At 59.7% G+C, this 22,051-nt stretch carries 16 protein-coding genes; 15 read left to right on the top strand and 1 reads right to left on the bottom strand.

Features of this window, described 5'->3' with window-relative positions:
• Window positions 1–13 precede the first annotated feature (13 nt).
• Window positions 14–1,339: a TRZ/ATZ family hydrolase gene (locus AAHK21_RS06515; protein ID WP_367856780.1), complete on the bottom strand. Its 1,326-nt coding sequence runs from the start codon at window positions 1,337–1,339 to the stop codon at window positions 14–16.
• A 111-nt stretch (window positions 1,340–1,450) separates the two neighbouring features.
• Between AAHK21_RS06515 and mtnA the strand changes: the two genes are divergently transcribed.
• The 15 genes from mtnA (at window position 1,451) to AAHK21_RS06440 (ending at window position 22,042) form a co-directional block, all read left to right on the top strand.
• Window positions 1,451–2,527 carry an S-methyl-5-thioribose-1-phosphate isomerase gene (gene mtnA / locus AAHK21_RS06510; RefSeq protein ID WP_367856779.1) on the top strand — a complete coding sequence of 359 codons (1,077 nt, stop codon included), beginning with the start codon at window positions 1,451–1,453 and terminating at the stop codon, window positions 2,525–2,527.
• A 248-nt stretch (window positions 2,528–2,775) separates the two neighbouring features.
• Window positions 2,776–5,538, top strand: a complete 2,763-nt coding sequence (gene gyrA / locus AAHK21_RS06505) for a DNA gyrase subunit A (protein ID WP_046856622.1) — start codon at window positions 2,776–2,778, stop codon at window positions 5,536–5,538.
• Between the two features lie 157 nt (window positions 5,539–5,695).
• Window positions 5,696–6,781 carry a 3-phosphoserine/phosphohydroxythreonine transaminase gene (serC, locus tag AAHK21_RS06500; protein ID WP_046857873.1) on the top strand — a complete coding sequence of 362 codons (1,086 nt, stop codon included), beginning with the start codon at window positions 5,696–5,698 and terminating at the stop codon, window positions 6,779–6,781.
• Complete coding sequence (pheA, locus tag AAHK21_RS06495; protein ID WP_046856621.1) at window positions 6,781–7,875, top strand: prephenate dehydratase; 1,095 nt, start codon at window positions 6,781–6,783, stop codon at window positions 7,873–7,875. The genes serC and pheA overlap by 1 nt, the downstream gene beginning before the upstream one ends.
• Before the next feature lie 162 nt (window positions 7,876–8,037).
• Complete coding sequence (locus AAHK21_RS06490; RefSeq protein WP_367856778.1) at window positions 8,038–10,278, top strand: bifunctional prephenate dehydrogenase/3-phosphoshikimate 1-carboxyvinyltransferase; 2,241 nt, start codon at window positions 8,038–8,040, stop codon at window positions 10,276–10,278.
• Window positions 10,275–10,961: a (d)CMP kinase gene (gene cmk / locus AAHK21_RS06485; RefSeq protein ID WP_267302462.1), complete on the top strand. Its 687-nt coding sequence runs from the start codon at window positions 10,275–10,277 to the stop codon at window positions 10,959–10,961. Before AAHK21_RS06490 ends, cmk begins: the two co-directional genes overlap by 4 nt.
• Before the next feature lie 123 nt (window positions 10,962–11,084).
• The gene (gene rpsA / locus AAHK21_RS06480; RefSeq protein ID WP_046856619.1) at window positions 11,085–12,761 is read left to right on the top strand and encodes a 30S ribosomal protein S1; all 1,677 of its coding nucleotides are present in this window, start codon (window positions 11,085–11,087) and stop codon (window positions 12,759–12,761) included.
• 239 nt (window positions 12,762–13,000) lie between these two features.
• Window positions 13,001–13,297, top strand: coding sequence for an integration host factor subunit beta (ihfB, locus tag AAHK21_RS06475; RefSeq protein WP_217866827.1), 297 nt, complete (start codon window positions 13,001–13,003; stop codon window positions 13,295–13,297).
• A 16-nt stretch (window positions 13,298–13,313) separates the two neighbouring features.
• The gene (locus AAHK21_RS06470; RefSeq protein ID WP_367856777.1) at window positions 13,314–13,577 is read left to right on the top strand and encodes a LapA family protein; all 264 of its coding nucleotides are present in this window, start codon (window positions 13,314–13,316) and stop codon (window positions 13,575–13,577) included.
• Window positions 13,578–14,241: 664 nt separating this feature from the next.
• Window positions 14,242–15,555, top strand: coding sequence for a UDP-N-acetyl-D-glucosamine 6-dehydrogenase (wbpA, locus tag AAHK21_RS06465; RefSeq protein ID WP_367856776.1), 1,314 nt, complete (start codon window positions 14,242–14,244; stop codon window positions 15,553–15,555).
• A gap of 69 nt (window positions 15,556–15,624) precedes the next feature.
• Window positions 15,625–16,575 carry a Gfo/Idh/MocA family protein gene (locus tag AAHK21_RS06460; protein ID WP_367856775.1) on the top strand — a complete coding sequence of 317 codons (951 nt, stop codon included), beginning with the start codon at window positions 15,625–15,627 and terminating at the stop codon, window positions 16,573–16,575.
• A 3-nt stretch (window positions 16,576–16,578) separates the two neighbouring features.
• Entirely contained in the window at window positions 16,579–17,163 is a 585-nt protein-coding gene (wbpD, locus tag AAHK21_RS06455; RefSeq protein WP_367856774.1) for a UDP-2-acetamido-3-amino-2,3-dideoxy-D-glucuronate N-acetyltransferase, read from the top strand.
• On the top strand, window positions 17,160–18,239 hold the full coding sequence (locus AAHK21_RS06450; RefSeq protein ID WP_367856773.1) for a DegT/DnrJ/EryC1/StrS family aminotransferase: 1,080 nt from the start codon (window positions 17,160–17,162) through the stop codon (window positions 18,237–18,239). The genes wbpD and AAHK21_RS06450 overlap by 4 nt, the downstream gene beginning before the upstream one ends.
• A 20-nt stretch (window positions 18,240–18,259) precedes the next feature.
• A complete protein-coding gene (locus tag AAHK21_RS06445) occupies window positions 18,260–19,540 on the top strand; it encodes a lipopolysaccharide biosynthesis protein (protein WP_367856772.1) in 1,281 nt (426 codons plus the stop codon).
• 591 nt (window positions 19,541–20,131) lie between these two features.
• A complete protein-coding gene (locus AAHK21_RS06440; protein WP_367856771.1) occupies window positions 20,132–22,042 on the top strand; it encodes a hypothetical protein in 1,911 nt (636 codons plus the stop codon).
• Window positions 22,043–22,051: the final 9 nt, after the last annotated feature.

Genomic DNA, 22,051 nt, shown 5'->3' with positions numbered 1-22,051 from the left:
AGCTGCCGGCCGTTCATTCGTTGCGCCCGCCGATGCGGGCTCCCCAGGCGCGGGCGTTGGCGGCCAGCGCGGCTTCGTCCATCTGGCTCAGGCGGCGGTCCTCGACCAGTTGCTGCCCGGCGACCCAGACATCCTTCACGCAGTCGCGACCGGTGGCGTAGATCAGTTGCGAGACCGGGTCGTGCACCGGTTGCTGCGCCAGCCCCGACAGGTCGAAGACGGCCAGGTCGGCGGCCTTGCCCACTTCGAGCGAGCCAGTGATCGCCTCCAGCCCGAGGGCCCGGGCGCCATTGAGCGTGGCCATGCGCAGCGCCCGGTGAGCGTCCAGGGCGGTGGCCGAGCCGGCGACGGCCTTGGCCAGCAGCGCGGCGGTGCGGGTTTCACCGAGCAGGTCGAGGTCATTGTTGCTGGCGGCACCATCGGTGCCGACGGCCACGTTCACCCCGGCCTGCCACAGGCGCTCCACCGGGCAGAAACCGCTGGCCAGCTTGAGGTTGGATTCGGGGCAGTGAACCACGCTGGTGTTGCTTTCTACCAGCAGCGCCAGGTCTTCGTCGCTGATCTGGGTCATGTGCACCGCTTGCAGGTTCGGGCCCAGCAGGCCCAGGCGCGCGAGGCGCGCCAGTGGCCGCTCGCCGTTGTCCTTGAGCGCTTGCTCGACTTCGCTGGCGGTCTCGTGGATGTGCATGTGCAACGGTGCGTCCAGCTGGTCGGCGATCACCCGGATCTTCTCCAGGTTCTCGTCGCTCACCGTGTAGGGGGCGTGCGGGCCCAGGGCAATGGTGATGCGCGGGTGGTGGCGCAGCTCGCCGAACAGTTCGATGGCCAGATGCAGGGCCTCGTCCGGGGTGCGTGCGCCGGGGATGGGGAAATCCAGCAGCGGCACGGCGATCTGCGCGCGGATGCCGCTGCGGTGCACGCGGTCGCAGGCCTCTCGGGGATAAAAGTACATGTCGGCGAAGCAGGTGATGCCGCCCTTGAGCTGTTCGGCAATGGCCAGTTCGGTGCCGTCGGCTACGAAGGCCTCGTTCACCCAGCGACCCTCGGCGGGCCAGATGTGCTCCTGCAGCCAGGTCATCAGCGGCAGGTCGTCGGCCAGGCCGCGGAACAGGGTCATGGCGGCGTGGCCGTGGGCGTTGACCAGCCCGGGCGTCAGCAGGCAGTCGGGCAGCGTTCGCACTTCCCGCGCTTGTGGCGCCCGCTCGCGTGGGCCGAGCCAGGCGATCTGGCCGTCGCGGATACCCAGCGCATGGCCCTCCAGCACGACACCGGCCGGCTCGACGGGGACCAGCCAGTCCGGCACAAGCAGCAGGTCGAGGAGGGGGGTGGCGATGGGCATGCGCGATATATACCTGGATCGGTTCGGCTAAACGCGCAGTATACCCGAGCGTCCGCGACGCAGGCTCGCTATAATCGCCGGCTTTTGATGCCAGGGCGACGGGGAGAGGCGATGCGCGAGCAACTGATGGCGGCGGAGACGGTGACGGGCATCGAGTGGCGCGACGGCGTGCTGCACCTGCTCGACCAGCGCCTGCTGCCGCTTGAGCAGTGCTGGCTGGCCTGCACCGAGGCGGCCGAGGTGGCTGAGGCGATCAGCGACATGGCCGTGCGTGGCGCTCCGGCGATCGGCATCTGCGCCGCCTACGGGCTGGTGCTGGCGCTGCGCAGTCGCCTGGCCGAAGGCGAGAGCTGGGAAGAGAGCCTCGAAGAAGACTTCATGATGCTCGGTGAGGCGCGGCCCACCCCGGCCAACCTGTTCTGGGCGCTCAACCGCATGCGTGAGCGCTTGCAGCGCCTGCGCCCGGATGAAGACGTGCTGAAGGTGATGGAGGCCGAGGCGGTGGCGATTCACCAGAGTGATCGCGAGGCCAACCTGACCATGGCCCAGTTCGGTGTCGAGCAGATCCGCAGGCACCAGGGCAGCGAGCAGGCCCTGCTCACCCACGGCAACGCCGGGGCCCTGGCCACCGGCGGCTTCGGTACCGCCCTGGGGGTGATCCGCGCCGCCACCCTGGAGGGCATGGTCGAGCAGGTCTATGCCTGCGAGTCGCGGCCGTGGCTGCAGGGTTCGCGCCTGACCGCCTGGGAGCTGGCCGCCGACGGTGTGCCGGTGACCGTGGTTGCCGACGCGGCGGCCGGGCACCTGATGAAGACCAAGGGCATCACCTGGGTGGTGGTCGGCGCCGACTGCATTGCCGCCAATGGCGATGTGGCGGCGAAGATCGGTACCTACCAGATGGCGGTGGCGGCCATGCACCACGGGCTGCGCTTCATGGTGGTGGCGCCGAGCACCAGCATCGATCTGAACCTGCCCACCGGTGAGGATATCCCGCTGGAGACGCGCGGCGAGGAAGAGCTGCTGGAGGTGTCCGGGATCCAGGTAACCGCTGATGTCGAGGCCTACAACCCGGTGGTCGATGTCACCCCGGCCGACCTGATCGACGTGATCGTCACCGAGAAGGGCGTGGTCGAGCGCCCGGATACCGCAAAAATCGCCCAGTTGATGTGCCGCAAACGCCTCCACTGAGGCGTTTTTCCATCCGTGCGGATGGTGCAGTACGGCAACCTGCCATATCTCCCATGCGCGCAGCGTTTGTGATACCATCCGGCAGTTTCCAAGGCCGCTCTTTACCGCGGCCTTCATTGCGCAGATCCATGGCACAACTCATTGATTTGTCGTAAGTCGTCGCACCCCAATTGCGCTGCGGCGGCGAGCTTCGTTCGTCCTTCGAGGGATCAGGCGAAGTTTCACCAGAAAAAGGAATCAGGCTTCTCATGGGCGAACTGGCCAAAGAAATCCTCCCGGTCAATATCGAAGACGAACTGAGACAGTCTTACCTCGACTACGCGATGAGCGTTATTGTCGGGCGAGCGCTGCCTGATGCGCGTGACGGCTTGAAGCCCGTGCATCGTCGCGTTCTGTATGCGATGAGCGAACTGGGCAACGACTGGAACAAGCCGTACAAGAAGTCCGCCCGTGTGGTCGGTGACGTGATCGGTAAGTACCACCCGCACGGCGACACCGCCGTGTACGACACCATCGTGCGCATGGCCCAGCCATTCTCGCTGCGCTACCTGCTGGTCGATGGCCAGGGCAACTTCGGTTCGGTGGACGGCGACAACGCCGCGGCCATGCGATACACCGAAGTGCGCATGTCCAAGCTGGCCCATGAGCTGCTGGCCGACCTGCACAAAGAGACCGTCGACTGGGTACCGAACTACGACGGTACCGAGCAGATCCCGGCGGTCATGCCGACCAAGATCCCCAACCTGCTGGTCAATGGCTCCAGCGGTATTGCCGTGGGCATGGCGACGAACATTCCGCCGCACAACCTCGGCGAAGTGATCGACGGCTGCCTGGCGCTGATCGACAACTCCGACATCACGGTCGATGAGCTGATGCAGTTCATCCCGGGGCCGGACTTCCCGACAGCGGGCCTGATCAATGGTCGCCAAGGCATCATCGAGGCCTATCGCACCGGCCGTGGCCGCATCTATATGCGTGCCCGCTCCGAGATCGAGGACATCGACAAGGTCGGCGGCCGCCAGCAGATCGTGGTCACCGAGCTGCCGTACCAGCTGAACAAGGCGCGCCTGATCGAGAAGATCGCCGAGCTGGTTAAAGAGAAGAAGATCGAAGGCATCACCGAGCTGCGCGACGAGTCCGACAAGGATGGCATGCGTATCGTCATCGAGCTGCGTCGCGGCGAGGTGCCGGAGGTGGTGCTCAACAACCTCTACCAGCAGACCCAGCTGCAGAGCGTGTTCGGTATCAACATCGTTGCCCTGATCGACGGTCGCCCGCGCCTGCTGAACCTGAAGGACCTGCTCGAAGCGTTCGTTCGCCACCGTCGCGAGGTGGTCACCCGCCGCACCGTGTTCGAGCTGCGCAAGGCCCGCGAGCGTGGCCATATCCTTGAAGGCCAGGCGGTCGCGCTGTCCAACATCGATCCGGTCATCGCCCTGATCAAGGCCTCGCCGACGCCGTCCGAAGCCAAGGAAGCGTTGATCAGCACGGCCTGGGAGTCCAGTGCAGTGCAGGTCATGGTCGAGCGTGCCGGTGCCGAGTCGTGCCGTCCGGAAGACCTGCCGGAGCAGTACGGCCTGCGCGAAGGCAAGTACTACCTGTCGCCGGAACAGGCCCAGGCGATCCTGGAGCTGCGCCTGCACCGCCTGACCGGCCTGGAGCACGAGAAGCTGCTGGCCGAGTATCAGGAGATTCTCGAGCAGATCGGCGAGCTGATTCGCATCCTCAGCAGCGCCGAGCGTCTGATGGAAGTGATCCGCGAAGAACTCGAAGCGATCCGCGCCGAGTACGGTGATGCCCGTCGCACCGAAATCCTCAATGCCAGCCACGACCTCAACTACGGCGACATGATCCCCGAAGAAGAGCGTGTGGTGACCATCTCCCACGGTGGCTACGCCAAGACCCAGCCATTGTCCGCGTACCAGGCTCAGCGCCGTGGCGGCAAAGGCAAGTCGGCCACAGGCGTCAAGGACGAGGACTACATCGAGCACCTGCTGGTCGCCAACAGCCACGCCACCCTGCTGTTGTTCTCCAGCAAGGGCAAGGTGTACTGGAAGAAGACCTACGAAATTCCCGAGGCCTCCCGCGCCGCCCGCGGCCGCCCGCTGGTCAACCTGCTGCCGCTGGAAGAAGGTGAGCGCATCACCGCCATGCTGCAGATCGATCTGGAGGCGCTGCAGCAGCACGCAGATCCAGAGGAAGAACTGGAAGACAGCGACGACAGCGTGATCGAAGGCGAGTTGGTGGAAGCCGAGGAGATCGACGAGGAAGACGGCGACACCCCTGAGTGGGCCGCTGAAGCGACCGGCGCCTACATCTTCATGGCCACTGCTTCCGGTACCGTCAAGAAGACTCCGCTGGTGCAGTTCGCCCGTCCGCGTTCCAATGGCCTGATCGCCTTGAAGCTCAAGGAAGGTGACACCCTGATCGCCGCCGCCATTACCGATGGCGCCAAGGAAGTCATGATGTTCTCCGACGCCGGCAAGGTGATCCGCTTCGCCGAGAGCGTGGTGCGCGAGATGGGCCGTACCGCCCGTGGCGTGCGCGGCATGAAGCTGGGCAAGGGTCAGCAGATCATTTCCATGCTGATTCCGGAGTCTGGCGCGCAGATCCTCACCGCCTCCGAGCGTGGTTTTGGCAAGCGCACGCCGCTGTCCAAGTTCCCGCGTCGCGGCCGTGGCGGTCAGGGCGTGATCGCCATGGGCACCAAGGGGCGCAACGGCCTGCTGATCGGCGCTATCCAGGTGCAAGAAGGCGAGGAAATCATGCTGATCTCCGACCAGGGCACGCTGGTGCGTACCCGGGTCGGCGAGGTGTCCAGCCTGGGCCGTAACACCCAGGGTGTCACGCTGATCAAGCTGGCCACCGACGAGACGCTGGTGGGGCTTGAGCGCGTTCAGGAACCCTCCGAGGAAGAGCTCGATGAACTGATCGAGACGGACGAGGAGGGCGCCCCGCTCGATGCGGTGGGCGACGACGATGCCGGCACCGAAGAGGCGCCTCAGGAATAATCGATGCAACAACCCGAGCGGGGCGACCAAGGTCGCCCCGTTTGACTGATGAAGGTGGGGCATTGGCGCTGCAAGGCAGCCCCGGTGCCGGCGACACAGTCTTGACTGGTCGGCAGCGAATTACGATTTTGTTCTATTTGGCAGAGCGAGAGTGGATGTGAGCAAACGAGCCTTTAACTTCTGCGCAGGCCCTGCCGCGCTTCCTGATGCCGTGCTGCAGCGCGCCCAGGCCGAGATGCTGGACTGGCGCGGCAAGGGTCTGTCGGTGATGGAGATGAGCCATCGCAGCGACGACTATGTGGCTATCGCCGAAAAGGCCGAGCAGGACCTGCGCGACCTGCTATCCGTCCCCTCCAACTACAAGGTGCTGTTCCTGCAGGGCGGTGCCAGCCAGCAGTTCGCCGAGATTCCGCTGAACCTGCTGCCGGAAAACGGCACCGCCGACTACGTCGAGACCGGTATCTGGTCGAAGAAGGCCATCGAGGAGGCGCGCCGCTTCGGCACTATCAACGTTGCTGCCAGCGCCAAGCCCTACGACTACCTGGCCATCCCGGGCCAGAACGAGTGGCAGCTGACCCGCAACGCCGCCTACGTACACTATGCGTCCAACGAGACCATTGGTGGCCTGCAGTTCGACTGGGTACCCGAGACCGGTGACGTCCCGCTGGTGGTCGACATGTCCTCGGACATCCTGTCGCGCCCGATCGACGTGTCGCAGTACGGCCTGATCTATGCCGGCGCACAGAAGAACATCGGCCCGAGCGGCCTGGTGGTGGTGATCGTGCGCGAAGACCTGCTGGGTCGTGCCCGCAGCAGCTGCCCGACCATGCTCGACTACAAGGTGTCGGCCGACAACGGCTCGATGTACAACACTCCGGCCACCTATTCCTGGTACCTCTCGGGCCTGGTGTTCGAGTGGCTCAAGGAGCAGGGTGGCGTCGAGGCCATGGAGCAGCGCAACCGCGCCAAGAAAGAGCGCCTGTACGGCTTCATCGATGCCAGCGAGTTCTACACCAACCCGATCAGCGTCAACGCCCGCTCGTGGATGAACGTGCCGTTCCGCCTGGCCGACGAGCGTCTGGACAAAGCCTTCCTGGCTGGTGCCGATGCCCGTGGCCTGCTCAACCTCAAGGGCCATCGTTCGGTTGGAGGCATGCGCGCTTCGATCTACAACGCCTTGGGCCTGGAGGCTGTCGAGGCGCTGGTGCAGTACATGGGTGAATTCGAGAAGGAGCACGGCTGATGTCCGATCAGGAGCTCAAGGCCCTGCGTGTGCGCATCGACAGCCTCGACGAGAAGATCCTCGAGCTGATCAGCGAGCGCGCCCGTTGCGCCCAGGAAGTGGCCAAGGTCAAGACCGCATCGCTGCCTGAAGGCGAGGCGCCGGTGTTCTACCGTCCCGAGCGCGAGGCCGCGGTGCTCAAGCGCGTCATGGAGCGTAACCAGGGGCCGCTGGACAACGAAGAGATGGCGCGGCTGTTCCGCGAGATCATGTCCTCCTGCCTGGCGCTCGAGGAGCCGCTGAAAGTGGCCTACCTCGGCCCTGAGGGGACTTTCACCCAGGCCGCAGCCATGAAGCACTTCGGCCATGCCGTGGTCAGCCGCCCGATGGCGGCCATCGACGAAGTGTTCCGCGAAGTGGCGGCGGGTGCGGTCAATTTCGGCGTGGTGCCGGTGGAGAACTCCACCGAGGGCGCCGTCAGCCACACGCTGGACAGCTTCCTCGAGCATGACATGGTGATCTGCGGCGAGGTCGAGCTGCGTATCCACCATCACCTGCTGGTGGGCGAGAACACCAAGACCGACAGCATCACCCGCATCTACTCCCATGCCCAGTCGCTGGCCCAGTGCCGCAAGTGGCTGGACGCCCATTACCCGAACGTCGAGCGCGTGGCTGTGTCGAGCAACGCCGAGGCGGCCAAGCGGGTCAAGGGCGAGTGGAACTCGGCGGCGATCGCCGGCGACATGGCGGCCAACTTGTATGGTCTGACCCGTCTGGCCGAAAAGATCGAGGACCGCCCGGACAACTCCACGCGCTTCCTGATGATCGGTAACCAGGAAGTACCGCCGACCGGCGACGACAAGACTTCGATCATCGTCTCCATGAGCAACAAGCCGGGTGCTCTGCACGAGCTGCTGGTGCCGTTCCATGAAAACGGCATCGACCTCACGCGCATCGAGACCCGTCCTTCGCGCAGTGGTAAGTGGACCTACGTGTTCTTCATCGACTTTGTCGGCCATCACCGTGATCCGCTGATCAAGGCGGTGCTGGAGCAGATCAGCCAGGAGGCTGTGGCGCTGAAGGTGCTGGGCTCTTATCCGAAAGCGGTGCTTTGATCGATTTTGCTGGGGTCGTTTTGCGGCCCATCGCCGGCAAGCCGGCTCCCACAGGGAGCGGTGTATCGCTGGCCTATGTGGGAGCTGGCTTGCCAGCGATGGGCTGCGCAGCAGCCCCTGCGGTTTCAACGACTGGCATGTTTTTGAACAGGGTTCGCACTCGTGGTTAATGCTGTAACAAACAATCCCGCTCCGCTCATCGACCGTCTGGTGGTCGTAGGTCTCGGCCTGATCGGCGGCTCCTTCGCCAAGGGTCTGCGCGAAAGCGGCCTGTGCCGCGAAGTGGTCGGCGTCGACCTCGACGCCGAGTCACGCAAGCAAGCCGTGGCGCTTGGCGTGGTCGATCGCTGCGAGGCAGACCTTGCGGCCGCTTGTGTCGGCGCCGACGTTATCCAGTTGGCTGTGCCGATCCTGGCCATGGAGAAAGTCCTGGCTCGCCTGGCCCAGCTCGACCTGGCTAATGCGGTGATCACCGACGTGGGTAGCGCCAAGGGCAATGTGGTGCGTGCCGCGCGCGAGGCATTTGCCGAGCGCCTGCCGCGTTTCGTGCCGGGGCACCCGATCGCCGGATCGGAGCAGAGCGGGGTGGAAGCTTCCAATGCGGCGCTGTTCCGCCGGCATAAGGTGATCCTCACTCCGCTGGCGGAAACCGAGCCGGGCGCGCTCGCCCTGGTTGATCGCCTCTGGCGAGCGCTGGATGCCGATGTCGAGCATATGTCGGTGGAGCGCCATGATGAAGTGCTAGCCGCCACCAGCCATCTGCCGCACTTGCTGGCCTTCGGCCTGGTCGACTCGCTGGCCAAGCGCAATGAAAACCTGGAGATCTTCCGGTACGCTGCGGGAGGCTTCCGCGATTTCACGAGAATCGCCGGCAGCGACCCGATCATGTGGCACGACATCTTCCTCGCCAACCGTGAGGCGGTCCTGCGCACTCTCGATACATTTCGCAGCGACCTCGACGCCCTGCGCGACGCGGTCGATGCTGGGGACGGGCACCAACTGCTGGGCGTGTTCACCCGCGCCCGTGTTGCCCGCGAGCATTTCAGTAAAATCCTTGCCCGTCGGGCCTATGTGGACGCTATGAACGCCAACGATCTGATTTTCCTGGCCCAACCGGGTGGCCGCGTGTCCGGACGGATCCGCGTACCTGGCGACAAATCGATTTCCCATCGCTCGATCATGCTCGGCTCGCTGGCCGAGGGCACGACTGAAGTCGAAGGTTTCCTCGAGGGTGAAGACGCCCTGGCGACCTTGCAGGCCTTCCGCGACATGGGCGTGGTCATCGAAGGGCCGCACCATGGTCGCGTGACCATTCACGGTGTTGGCCTGCACGGCCTGAAGCCGCCGCCCGGCCCGCTGTACGTGGGTAACTCCGGCACCTCGATGCGCCTGCTGTCCGGCCTGCTGGCAGCGCAGTCGTTCGACACCACCATGACCGGCGACGCCTCGCTGTCCAAGCGCCCGATGAACCGCGTGGCCAATCCGCTGCGTGAAATGGGTGCCGTGGTCGAGACCGGCCCTGAAGGTCGTCCGCCGCTGACCATCCGTGGTGGGCACAAGCTCAAGGCGCTGAACTACACGCTGCCGATGGCCAGTGCCCAGGTCAAGTCCTGCCTGCTGCTGGCCGGCCTGTACGCCGAAGGCACCACCACTGTCACCGAGCCTGCGCCGACCCGTGACCACACCGAGCGCATGCTGCGCGGCTTCGGCTACGCGGTCGAGTCGAACGGTCCGGTAGCCTCCCTGCAGTCCGGTGGCAAGCTCACCGCCACCCGCATCGAAGTGCCAGCAGACATTTCCTCCTCGGCGTTCTTCCTGGTGGCGGCGTCCATCGCCGAGGGTTCCGAGCTGGTCCTGGAACACGTTGGCATCAACCCGACCCGCACCGGCGTTATCGACATCCTGCGCCTGATGGGCGGCGACATCACCCTGGAAAATCAGCGTGAAGTCGGCGGCGAGCCGGTGGCCGACCTGCGCGTGCGTGGCGCCAGGCTCAAGGGTATCGACATCCCGGAAGAACTGGTGCCGCTGGCCATCGACGAGTTCCCGGTACTGTTTGTCGCTGCCGCCTGCGCCGAAGGGCGTACCGTGCTGCGTGGCGCCGAAGAGCTGCGGGTGAAGGAGTCGGACCGCATCCAGGTGATGGCCGACGGCCTGATCGCCCTGGGCGTGAAGTGCGAGCCGACCCCGGACGGCATCATCATCGACGGCGGCCAGATCGGCGGCGGCGAAGTGCACGGCCACGGCGACCATCGCATCGCCATGGCCTTCAGCATCGCCTCGCTGCGCGCCAGCGCGCCGATCGTGATCCATGACTGCGCCAACGTCGCCACGTCGTTCCCCAACTTCCTGGCGCTGTGCAAGGAAGTCGGCATCCGCGTCGCTGAAGAGGGCAAGTCGTGAATTCGCAAGCACCGGTCATCACCATCGACGGGCCGAGCGGCTCGGGCAAGGGTACCGTGGCGGGCCTGCTGGCCCGCGAGCTGGGCTGGCGCCTGCTCGATTCCGGCGCCCTGTACCGCCTGCTGGCGTTCAACGCCACCAACCATGGCGTCGACCTGACCAACGAAGAGCTGCTCAAGGCGCTGGCCGCGCATCTGGACGTGCAGTTCGTCGCGGCGGAGCCGGGCAAGCTGCAGCAGATCATTCTTGAAGGTGAGGATGTCAGCAATGCCATTCGCACCGAGACTGTTGGTGCAGGGGCCTCGATGGTCGCCTCGCTGCCCGCGGTGCGCGAGGCGCTGCTGCAGCGCCAGCGTGCTTTCCGTGAGGCCCCCGGGCTGATTGCCGACGGTCGCGACATGGGCACCGTGGTATTCCCGGACGCGCCGTTGAAGGTGTTCCTTACCGCCAGTGCCGAGGAGCGTGCCCGTCGCCGTTACCTGCAGTTGAAGGGCAAGGGCGAAGATGTTAGTCTGTCGAGTCTGCTAGATGAGATCCGTGCGCGTGATGAGCGCGACACCCAGCGTGCAGTGGCCCCGCTCAAGCCGGCGGCCGATGCAATCCAGCTGGATTCCACGGAGTTGTCCATCGAACAGGTGCTGCAACGCATCAGAAGCGAGCTCGCCCTGCGCGACCTGGCCTGATGGAGAGGAGAGTCGGCAGGGGCACCAGTCAACGTCCTGCCAGCGCTTCTTAACTTAACGAAACCCACATTGTCTGGAATGTGGCTATGGGCGTCTTTTTCGCCCGAATCTACAGGAATTAAAATGAGCGAAAGCTTTGCAGAACTCTTTGAAGAAAGCCTGAAAACCCTCAATCTTCAGCCGGGTGCAATCATCACCGGTATCGTTGTCGACATCGACGGCGACTGGGTTACCGTACACGCTGGCCTGAAGTCCGAGGGTGTCATCCCGCTCGAGCAGTTCTACAACGAAACTGGCGAACTGACCATCAAGGTCGGTGACGAAGTTCACGTTGCGCTGGACGCGGTCGAAGACGGCTTCGGCGAAACCAAGCTGTCCCGTGAAAAAGCCAAGCGCGCCGAGTGCTGGATTGTTCTGGAAGCTGCTTTCGCTGCTGAAGAAGTGGTCAAGGGCGTTATCAACGGTAAGGTTAAAGGCGGCTTCACTGTCGACGTTAACGGCATCCGTGCGTTCCTGCCGGGCTCCCTGGTTGATGTCCGCCCAGTGCGCGACACCACCCACCTCGAAGGCAAAGAGCTGGAATTCAAGGTCATCAAGCTGGACCAGAAGCGCAACAACGTTGTCGTTTCCCGTCGCAGCGTCCTGGAAGCCGAAAACAGCGCCGAGCGCGAAGCTCTGCTGGAATCGCTGCAGGAAGGCCAGCAGGTCAAAGGTATCGTCAAGAACCTCACCGACTACGGTGCGTTCGTTGACCTGGGCGGCGTCGATGGTCTGCTGCACATCACCGACATGGCCTGGAAGCGTATCAAGCACCCGTCCGAGATCGTCAACGTTGGTGACGAGATCGACGTCAAGGTCCTGAAGTACGATCGTGAGCGCAACCGCGTTTCGCTGGGCCTGAAGCAACTGGGCGAAGACCCATGGGTTGCTATCAAAGCCCGTTACCCAGAGAGCACCCGCGTGACTGCTCGCGTTACCAACCTGACCGACTACGGCTGCTTCGCTGAGCTGGAAGAAGGCGTTGAAGGTCTGGTACACGTTTCCGAAATGGACTGGACCAACAAGAACATCCACCCGTCGAAAGTCGTTCAGGTTGGCGACGAAGTGGAAGTCATGGTTCTGGACATCGACGAAGAGCGTCGTCGTATCTCCCTGGGCATCAAGCAGTGCAAATCGAACCCATGGGAAGACTTCTCCGGCCAGTTCAACAAGGGTGACAAGATCACCGGTACCATCAAGTCGATCACCGACTTCGGTATCTTCATCGGCCTGGACGGCGGCATCGACGGTCTGGTTCACCTGTCCGACATCTCCTGGAACGAAGCCGGCGAAGAAGCCGTGCGTCGCTTCAAGAAGGGCGACGAGCTGGAAACCGTCATCCTGTCGGTTGACCCAGAGCGCGAGCGCATCTCCCTGGGCATCAAGCAGCTGGAAGACGATCCGTTCTCCAACTTCGTTGCTGTCAACGACAAGGGCGCTATCGTCAAGGGTATCGTCAAGGAAGTTGACGCCAAGGGCGCTATCGTGACCCTGGCCGACGACATCGAAGCTACTCTGAAAGCTTCCGAAATCAGCCGTGACCGCGTTGAAGACGCTCGTAACGTGCTGAAGGAAGGCGAAGAGATCGAAGCCAAGATCATCAGCGTCGACCGCAAGTCCCGCGTCATCAGCCTGTCCATCAAGTCGAAGGACGATGCTGAAGAGCGCGAAGCCATCCAGAGCCTGAAAAACGCTCCGGAAGCGGCTGCCGATACCACCATGGCCGCGCTGCTGCGCGAAGCTATGGCCAAGCAGAACTGAGTTCTGTTTGATCGGTAAAAAGGGCGACCCTCGGGTCGCCCTTTTTTGTGCCTGTGATTTCTCGGTAGGTGTGGGGCCTCCGGTGCCCTGGCCCGATTCCTGGCGGCTTGTCACGACTGTGAACAAATCCTTACCTTGAATTTTTTTGTTTAGTCAAGAACCGGCCTGTTCAAATCGCTCGGAGCGTGCTACAAACTGATTAAGCAATGATCTAGCTGCTTGATAACGAAGGGAAAAATATGACGAAGTCGGAGCTGATCGAACGTATTGTCACCCATCAGGGGCTACTCTCGTCCAAGGACGTCGAGTTGGCCATCAAGACCATGCTTGAGCAGATGTCGCAGTGCTTGGCGACCGGGGATCGTATCGAGATCCGTGGCTTCGGCAGCTTTTCTCTGCACTATCGCGCGCCCCGTGTAGGACGCAACCCCAAGACCGGTCAGTCGGTCAGCCTGGACGGCAAGTACGTACCGCACTTCAAGCCCGGCAAGGAGCTGCGTGATCGGGTCAATGAAGATGAGCACGTGCCTCATTGAGTGAAGGAGCAGTCTGATGCGTAACCTCAAGCGCGCCCTGGCGGCGCTGTTCGTGCTGCTGCTGGCGGCTGTGGTGTTATTCTTCGTCCTGGAAAACCAGCAGGCAGTGTCGTTGGTCTTGTTCGGCTGGATTGCTCCGGCCTTGCCTATTGGTGTCCTGGTGCTGGCGGCGCTAATTGTCGGGCTGGCAATCGGGCCTCTGCTGGGGGCGTATGGTCTGGTGCGTGGCAATCGCAAAATTCGGACCTCGCTGCTTCAGGCAGGATCTTCTGGGCGTTAACGTATTCTGGGCAGGGTGCGCGCAGTGGGCTGGCTATAATTATATTCGAGAGGATGTATTAAACTGTGGTCTGTCATGGATCAATGTTGATGAGCTGCTGGTGCGAGTGGCTATTTGATTGGTTCTGGTCGACACGTTCCGATATGTGTTTGAATGGTGTGGTGGCTGGTGTTGCGAAGTTGTTCCTTTCGCGTCTCGTGCTTTTTTCGTGTTAGTGCTGTTTGTTAGATTAACTTGCTTGGTTCATGCTTTTGTGTCTCGTGTTCCTCGTGCATTGTCTGGGTGATCGCATGTTGTGCGTAAAGTTCTGGGCTGTGAAATTGGTAGTTGCCTAACGATCTTGTGTGGTTGTCAGCGCCCGTTTTCGGGATTCCATTCTCTGGCGTTGTGCGAATTCACCGACGGTTGTCAAAAGGTGCGCTCGCCCAGATTCATTCTTTCCTGTGTCTCGCTACCTGCCTGTTTGCTGGGGTTGGGGGTGTATTGATGTTATTTTGATAGCCGGAGGTGCCCGCGCTGCTGGGGGTCGGCGGTCCCCAGAAGCCTAGTCAGGGCTATGCTACCGGGGCTCGATCCATTACTATCCGTAGATGTCAGAAACTGTACCTGGGCTGGAGCCTGGGTGTGAGCGCCAAAAGTAAAAGGTGCATTATCGGAGCCATGCATGTTTGAGCAGACCCAAGCCAGTATCGAGAGATTCAAAAGTAAGGAAGCCATCATTGGTATCGTGGGTCTGGGGTATGTTGGCCTACCGCTGATGTTGCGTTATAACGCCATCGGCTATCGTGTGCTGGGTATTGATATCAATACCGTCAAAGTTGATATGCTCAATGCGGGTCAGAGTGATATTGAGCACATTTCGCACGACAGCGTCGCTCAGGCACGTGCCAGCGGTTTTGAAGCGACCGCTGACTTTACTCGGGTCAGCGAATGTGATGCGTTGATCCTGTGCGTTCCTACTCCGCTCAATAAGTATCGCGAGCCGGATTTGAGTTTCGTTATCGATACCACCAACGCAATCAAGCCCTATCTGCGTGCTGGCCAGGTCGTTTCGCTGGAAAGCACCACCTACCCAGGCACCACCGAGGAAGAGCTGTTGCCTCGGGTACAGGAGGGTGGTCTGAAGGTGGGCGAGGATATCTTCCTGGTCTATTCCCCTGAGCGCGAAGATCCGGGCAACCCTAACTTCGAAACTCGTACCATCCCCAAGGTCATCGGCGGGCATACGCCGAATTGCCTGCGTGTGGGCGTTGCATTGTACGAGCAGGCGATCGATCAGGTCGTACAGGTAAGCTCCACCAAGGCGGCCGAACTCACAAAACTGCTGGAAAACATTCACCGAGCGGTCAACATCGGTCTGGTCAACGAAATGAAGATCGTTGCGGACCGCATGGGTATCGATATCTTCGAAGTGGTCGACGCGGCCGCCACCAAGCCCTTCGGCTTTACCGCCTATTACCCGGGGCCAGGTCTGGGTGGCCACTGCATTCCGATCGATCCGTTCTATCTGACCTGGAAAGCTCGCGAGTATGGCCTGCATACCCGCTTCATCGAGTTGTCTGGCGAGATCAACAAGGCCATGCCGGAATACGTTGTTGGCAAACTGGTGAGCGGCCTCAACGAGCAAGGGAAGGCGCTAAAGGGCAGCCGTGTGCTGGTCCTGGGTATCGCCTACAAGAAGAACGTGGATGACATGCGTGAGTCGCCCTCGGTTGAAATCATGGAGCTGCTTGAAGCCAAGGGCGCCGTGGTGGCCTACAGCGATCCGCATGTGCCCACTTTCCCGGAAATGCGTGAGCATCACTTCGAACTGTCCAGCGAACCGCTGACCACTGCGAACCTTGCCACCTTCGATGCCGTGGTACTGGCGACCGATCATGACAAGTTCGACTACACCCTGATCCAGGCCAATGCCCGATTGCTGGTCGACAGCCGCGGTAAATACCGGACGCCGGCGGCGAACATCATCAAGGCCTAATCCGATTGGAGACGCCCGGCTGATTGTCGGGCGTTTCTGCTCTGCTCAACTGTCTTCTCGAGATCTGCCATGAAACGTTTTGCTTTAGTCGGTGCTGCGGGTTACATCGCGCCGCGTCACATGCGCGCCATCAAAGATACCGGTAACGAACTGGTCAGTGCCTACGACATCAATGATTCGGTCGGTATCATTGACAGCCTGTCGCCCCAGAGCGAGTTTTTCACCGAGTTCGAGCGCTTCTACGATCATGCCTGGCGCTTGAAGCGCGATCCGGCGCAAGCGCTGGACATCGTCTCGATCTGCTCGCCCAACTATCTGCATCATCCTCACATCACCGCTGGCCTGCGCCTGGGTTGTGATGTGATCTGCGAAAAACCGTTGGTGCCCAGCGCCGCCATGCTCGATGACTTGGCGCTGACCGAGCGCGAAACCGGCAAACGCCTGTGGAACATCCTGCAGCTTCGCCATCACAAGGCGATCATCGATCTCAAGCAGCAGGTACAGGGTAGCGCCCAACCACACAAGCATGACGTCGAGCTCACCTATATCACCAGCCGCGGCAAGTGGTATATGGAGAGCTGGAAGGGCGATCCACGCAAATCCTTCGGTGTAGCCACCAATATCGGTGTGCATTTCTACGACATGCTGCACTTCATCTTTGGCAAGTTGCAGCGTAACGTTGTTCACTTCGCCAACGAGTCCAAGGCGGCTGGTTACCTGGAATATGAAAATGCCCGGGTACGCTGGTTCCTCTCCATCGATGCCAATGACCTGCCGGAATCGGTCAAGGGTAAGAAGTCGACCTACCGCTCGATCACTTGCGATGGGGCAGAGATCGAGTTCTCCGAAGGTTTTACCGATTTGCATACCATCAGTTACCAGGCCATTCTCGATGGCAAGGGGTACGGAATCGAAGACGCGCGCCATTGTGTGGAAACTGTTGAGACTATCCGCACCATGGCGCCCGTTGTCGTGCGCGACAACGAAGGACATCCGATGCTTGCAGGGCTGCTGGGCTAATCCATGAAATACTTTCAGCATGAAAGCGCGATTGTCGATGAGGGGGCGCAGATCGGTGAAGGATCGCGCGTGTGGCACTTTGTCCATGTCTGTGGAGGAGCGCGTATCGGTACCGGCGTCTCTCTCGGACAGAACGTGTTTGTCGGCAATAAGGTGGTGATCGGGAACAACTGTAAAATCCAGAACAACGTGTCAGTTTACGACAACGTTACTTTGGAGGACGGGGTGTTTTGCGGTCCCAGTATGGTCTTCACCAATGTCTACAATCCCCGCTCGCTTGTCGAGCGTAAGGATCAGTACCGTGACACGCAAGTGAAGCGAGGTGCGACGTTGGGAGCCAATTGCACGGTTGTGTGTGGTGTCACCATAGGCGAGTTTGCTTTTGTCGGAGCGGGAGCGGTAATCAATAAGGACGTTCCAGCGTACGCTTTGATGGTTGGAGTGCCTGCGCGGCAGATAGGCTGGATGAGTGAGTTTGGTGAGCAGTTGGAATTGCCTCTGGAGGGACGCGCGAGCGCACATTGTACGCACACTGGCGCGCTTTATGTCCTTAGTGGTCGGAATTTGAGCAAGGAGAGCGCGGAGTGATTGAATTCATCGATCTGAAGGCCCAGCAGTCACTGATAGGCGAAAAGATCAAGGCGGGTATCGCGCGCGTGCTTGAGCATGGTCAGTACATTCTTGGTCCGGAAGTGGCGGAGCTGGAAGAAAGGCTTGCTGTTTTTGTTGGTGCGAAACACTGTATCAGTGTCGCCAACGGTACCGACGCACTGCAGATTGCGCAGATGGCTTTGGGAATCGGGCCAGGTGATGAGGTGATTACGCCAGGTTTCACCTATATTGCAACAGCGGAAACGGTTGCATTGTTGGGGGCCAAGCCTGTGTATGTGGATGTTGATCCTCGTACTTATAATTTGGACCCGAAGCTGCTCGAGGCTGCAATCACTCCTCGTACCAAGGCTATTATTCCGGTATCGCTCTATGGGCAGTGCGCGGACTTTGATGCGATCAATGCTGTTGCTGCAAAACATGGGATCCCGGTCATTGAGGATGCGGCGCAGAGTTTTGGTGCGAGCTACAAAGGGATCCGTTCCTGCAATCTGAGCACCATCGCCTGTACCAGTTTCTTCCCAAGCAAGCCATTAGGTTGCTATGGCGACGGTGGGGCCATCTTCACCAATGACGATGACCTGGCGATTGTGCTGCGACAGATCTCTAGGCATGGCCAGGATCGTCGTTATCACCATGTCCGGGTGGGGGTGAACAGTCGCCTGGATACTCTCCAGGCAGCAATTCTGTTGCCTAAATTGGATGTGTTCGCGCAAGAACTTGAGCAGCGCCAGGTAGTGGCTAAGCGCTATGAGGTTTTGCTCGAAAGTGCGGGGATCGCTACGCCGTATGTCGAGACCTGCAACGTGAGCGCGTGGGCACAATTTACCGTCCAGGTAGCGTCTCGGGATTCAGTTCAGGAAAAATTGAAAGTGCGTGGGGTGCCAACGGCCGTGCATTATCCCATTCCATTGAACAAGCAGCCCGCAGTCGCTGATGCAGGCGTTCACCTACCTGTTGGTGACGCGATCGCGCAGCGCGTGATGAGTCTGCCTATGCATCCTTATCTGGGTATAGAAGATCAGGAAGAAATAGTGGCAGCCCTGGCCGGATGATAATGCGGGGTTTTCGTCGTATGGCCAGGCGGTTTTTGCCTCAAAGTAACTTTGCCAAAAGCGTGATGACGTTGATGACAGGAACTGGCCTGGCTCAATTATTACCCCTAATTCTATCGCCGGTCTTGACCAGGCTTTACACGCCGCAGGATTTTGGTGTGTTTGCCTTGTATGGTTCGATTTGTGCAATCTTGGCGGTGCTTGTTACGGGGAAATACGAACTTGCTATCGTGGTCCCCAGACGTGACGTCGAGGCCGCTAATCTGGTAGCGGTTACCTTCATATCTACTATCGTGATCAGCTTTTTTTTACTCATCATCGTCCTCGTCTGCAACCGCGCTATCGTTACGTCGCTAGGGCACCCGGAAATGGCGCCTTGGTTTTATCTTGTTCCTCTGGCTACTTTGATACTGGGTTGTTATTTTGCTCTGAATTTCTGGGCCAACCGTCGTGGGCGCTACAAGGGCATGGCGGTTAGTCGGGTTGTGCAGAGCGGCGCTGGCATCGCTGTGCAGTTAGCTGCTGGTGCCTCCAAGATCGGGTCGCTGGGGTTGATCGGGGGGCAGTTGCTGGGGCAGGTGTTATCGACATTGTCTTTGGCTCTGTCATTGCAAGAAAATGATCGCAGGCTGTTTCGGCGGGTCAGCCTCAAACGTATGAGGTGTGTGGCGCGCAAGTACATCGGCTATCCCAAGTTTATGGTACCTGGGCAGGTCATGAGCGTGGGTGCAACCGAGATGCCGCTATTGCTTTTGACTGTATTCTATGGTGCAGGTGTTGCAGGTTTTTATTCGCTGGCGCAACGCGTAATGGCTGCACCATTAAGCCTGGTTGCCAATGCAATCGGTGATGTTTATCGCCAGCGGGCAGCGGGCCAATATGCCGATACGGGCGAATGTCGGGATATTTTCCTTGGTTCGCTCAAGCGGCTGCTGATTTTTGCTTTCCTGCCCATGTTGCCTGTGCTGCTATGTGGGCCATCACTTTTTGTTCTGATTTTTGGAGATGCTTGGCGGCCAGCGGGAGAGATTGCCTCCCTGCTGTCGGTCCTGGTTTTTTTTCAAACACTTTCATCGCCATTGAGTGGCACTGTTTTGTTACCGGGATGGTTGCATTTGGACTCATTCTGGCAGTTCTCTCGACTCTGTGCGACTGGGCTGATTTTCTATATCTGCAAGCGAGAGGGTTTTGGATACCACGCTGCGATTATTGCACATGTGTGTGCTTTCTCTGGTTTATACATTTTACATTCCTACTTTCAGTACAGGGCTGCTAGGGGTGTCGTTTCTGTGCAGCGGTAGTGCTGGTATCGGGGGCAGCAGCTCTGGTGCGTGCAATCGCAGTAACGCGTTGCAAGAACAGCAGGTCCGCTCGTCGCTCGGAAACCTGCCGTACCACGTTGATCACTCCGCCCGAGGTCAGTTCAACGTCGGCACCCATTTTGACCGCCCACTGAGGGTCAATTGATTGTCTTGTGCGGGAGCAATGTAGCTCTTGTGCTGTGTGCGTCGCTCTCGTTATGCCGGTTGCTTGGCCCGGTTTTGCTCTGGAGGCTGGGTGAGGCGCACTACCGTCAGAAAAGCAGGCCGTTTCGAGCCTCTCTTGTGCCGGTTTCTCGCACGCATAGCTAATTTTGCTGCATCGATACCGTGCTTTCGGGCTATGGGGTTGGCGAATGCTGTAAACTGCGCGGTAATGACATCCGGTACTCCACCTGCGACACAAGGGAGAGAACCTCAATGCGTCTGTTTGCGTGCCTGGTCCTGCCGAGTCGGGGAGTGTGCAGGCGAAAGAATGGTGGTCGGTAGCAGCGATAGCTTTCGAGTCGAAATCGCAAAAAATCTGGTGGGCATGCGAGAAACCAGCCATGCCTAGGTAGCCTTGCATCGCGAATGATTGGCGTGGCTCCGGTTGGTAGCGTACTCACCTCAGACTTTAACCTGCCAGCGTGCGGAAAAACCAATTACTACGGGCTGTTTATGTGTGGGATTTTTGGCTTCATCAGCGGTAAGAAGGTCAGCCAAGAGAGCGTCATGACGCTCGCTTTGCATGCAAGGCAGCGGGGGCGGGACTCCAGCGGTCTGATCTACGCTGATGAGAGCGGTTATCAAGTGAGCAGGGCTGATTACGACGTCAAAAAGTTGATTTCGGAAATCAAGCCTTTCGATTCGACCTTCGTTCTTGGGCACAGTCGCCTTATTACCAATGGCCTTGCTGACAATCAGCCTGTCGTGCGGAATGGTATTTGCGTTATTCACAATGGCATCATTGTAAATGACGCTGACGTATGGAATCACATCAAGCCCGCACGCATGCAGGAGATCGACAGCGAAGTAATCGCGGCGATTGCCGAGCAGCACCTCGAGGAAGCTGGTGACACGCTGGATGGCTTGGCGCACAAGGTGTTGGCACTTTGCGAGGGAGTCATCGCCTGTGCGATCGCTGTTCCACGCCTGGGCAAGGCATTGCTTTTCTCCAACAATGGCAGCCTGTATGTCGGTTCCGTGGACGGCGGGTGCTGCTTCTCCTCGGAGCGGTTTCCTCTGACTCAGATCGGCAGCACGGATATCCAACAAATCCGTGAGGGAGGGGTTGTTCTCGACCTGCCAATGGCGTTGGATATCCACGTAGCTGACAGGAAACAGCGTGTAGAGAACCTAATTCCGCCGTTTCGCTTCATTAGCGCTGAAGAAAAGTTGCTTCTCTATCCGCAACCCAATCTGCGCCGTTGTACCCGCTGCATTCTTCCTGAAACGATGCCATTCATTGATTTTGACGTCGATGGAGTGTGCAATTACTGTCGGAGCTATAGTCCGCGGAATATACCAAAGCCCAAGGAAGAGCTATTCAATTTAGTGGAATCCTATCGTCGCGCTGGAGTGACGGACTGTATTGTCCCATTCTCCGGTGGGCGTGATAGTTGCTACGGGCTGCACCTAGTTGTCAAGGAACTCAAAATGAATCCGGTGACCTACACCTATGATTGGGGTATGGTCACTGATCTGGGGCGGCGTAACATAAGCCGAATGAGCGCCGAGCTGGGTGTCGAAAACATCATTGTTGCAGATGACATCGCGAAAAAACGCAGGAATATTGCGGTAAATCTCAAGGCGTGGCTCAAAGCGCCACACTTGGGTATGATCAGTATTCTTACCGCAGGCGACAAGCACTTCTTTCGCCATATCGAAACAGTCAAGAAACAGACAGGCGTTGACCTGAATCTATGGGGAGTCAACCCTCTGGAGGTGACTCACTTCAAGGCTGGCTTCCTAGGCGTGCCGCCGGCGTTCGAAGAAAAGCGGGTCTATATGCATGGTTGGCGTAAGCAGCTTGAGTATCAGAGCCTGCGGTTCAAAGCGATGCTTAGAAGTCCCGGATATTTTAACGGTTCGCTGTGGGATACTCTGTCTGGTGAGTACTATCGTAGTTTTACCGAGAAAAAAGATTACTATCATATTTTTGACTATTGGCGCTGGGATGAGCAGACTATTGATCGTACGTTGATTGATGACTACGGTTGGGAGTTGGCGGCCGACACTACGACCACCTGGCGGATCGGTGATGGTACTGCGGGGCTATATAACTACATTTATTATCTTGTTGCTGGTTTTTCCGAGCATGATACTTTCCGCAGTAATCAGGTGCGCGAGGGGGAAATGACCCGTGAGCGGGCGCTTGAGCTGGTGCGTGAAGAAAATCGTCCTCGCTACCAGAACATTCGTTGGTATCTGGATGCGCTCGGCATGGACTTTACCGAGGTGATCAAGGTGGTCAATTCCATTCCACGTCTCTATAAAGATTGATGGATACTT

This window comes from Pseudomonas sp. TE50-2, from assembly GCF_040813665.1.
Lineage (GTDB): Bacteria > Pseudomonadota > Gammaproteobacteria > Pseudomonadales > Pseudomonadaceae > Aquipseudomonas > Aquipseudomonas soli.
This window is presented reverse-complemented; position numbering and strand designations above follow the sequence as displayed.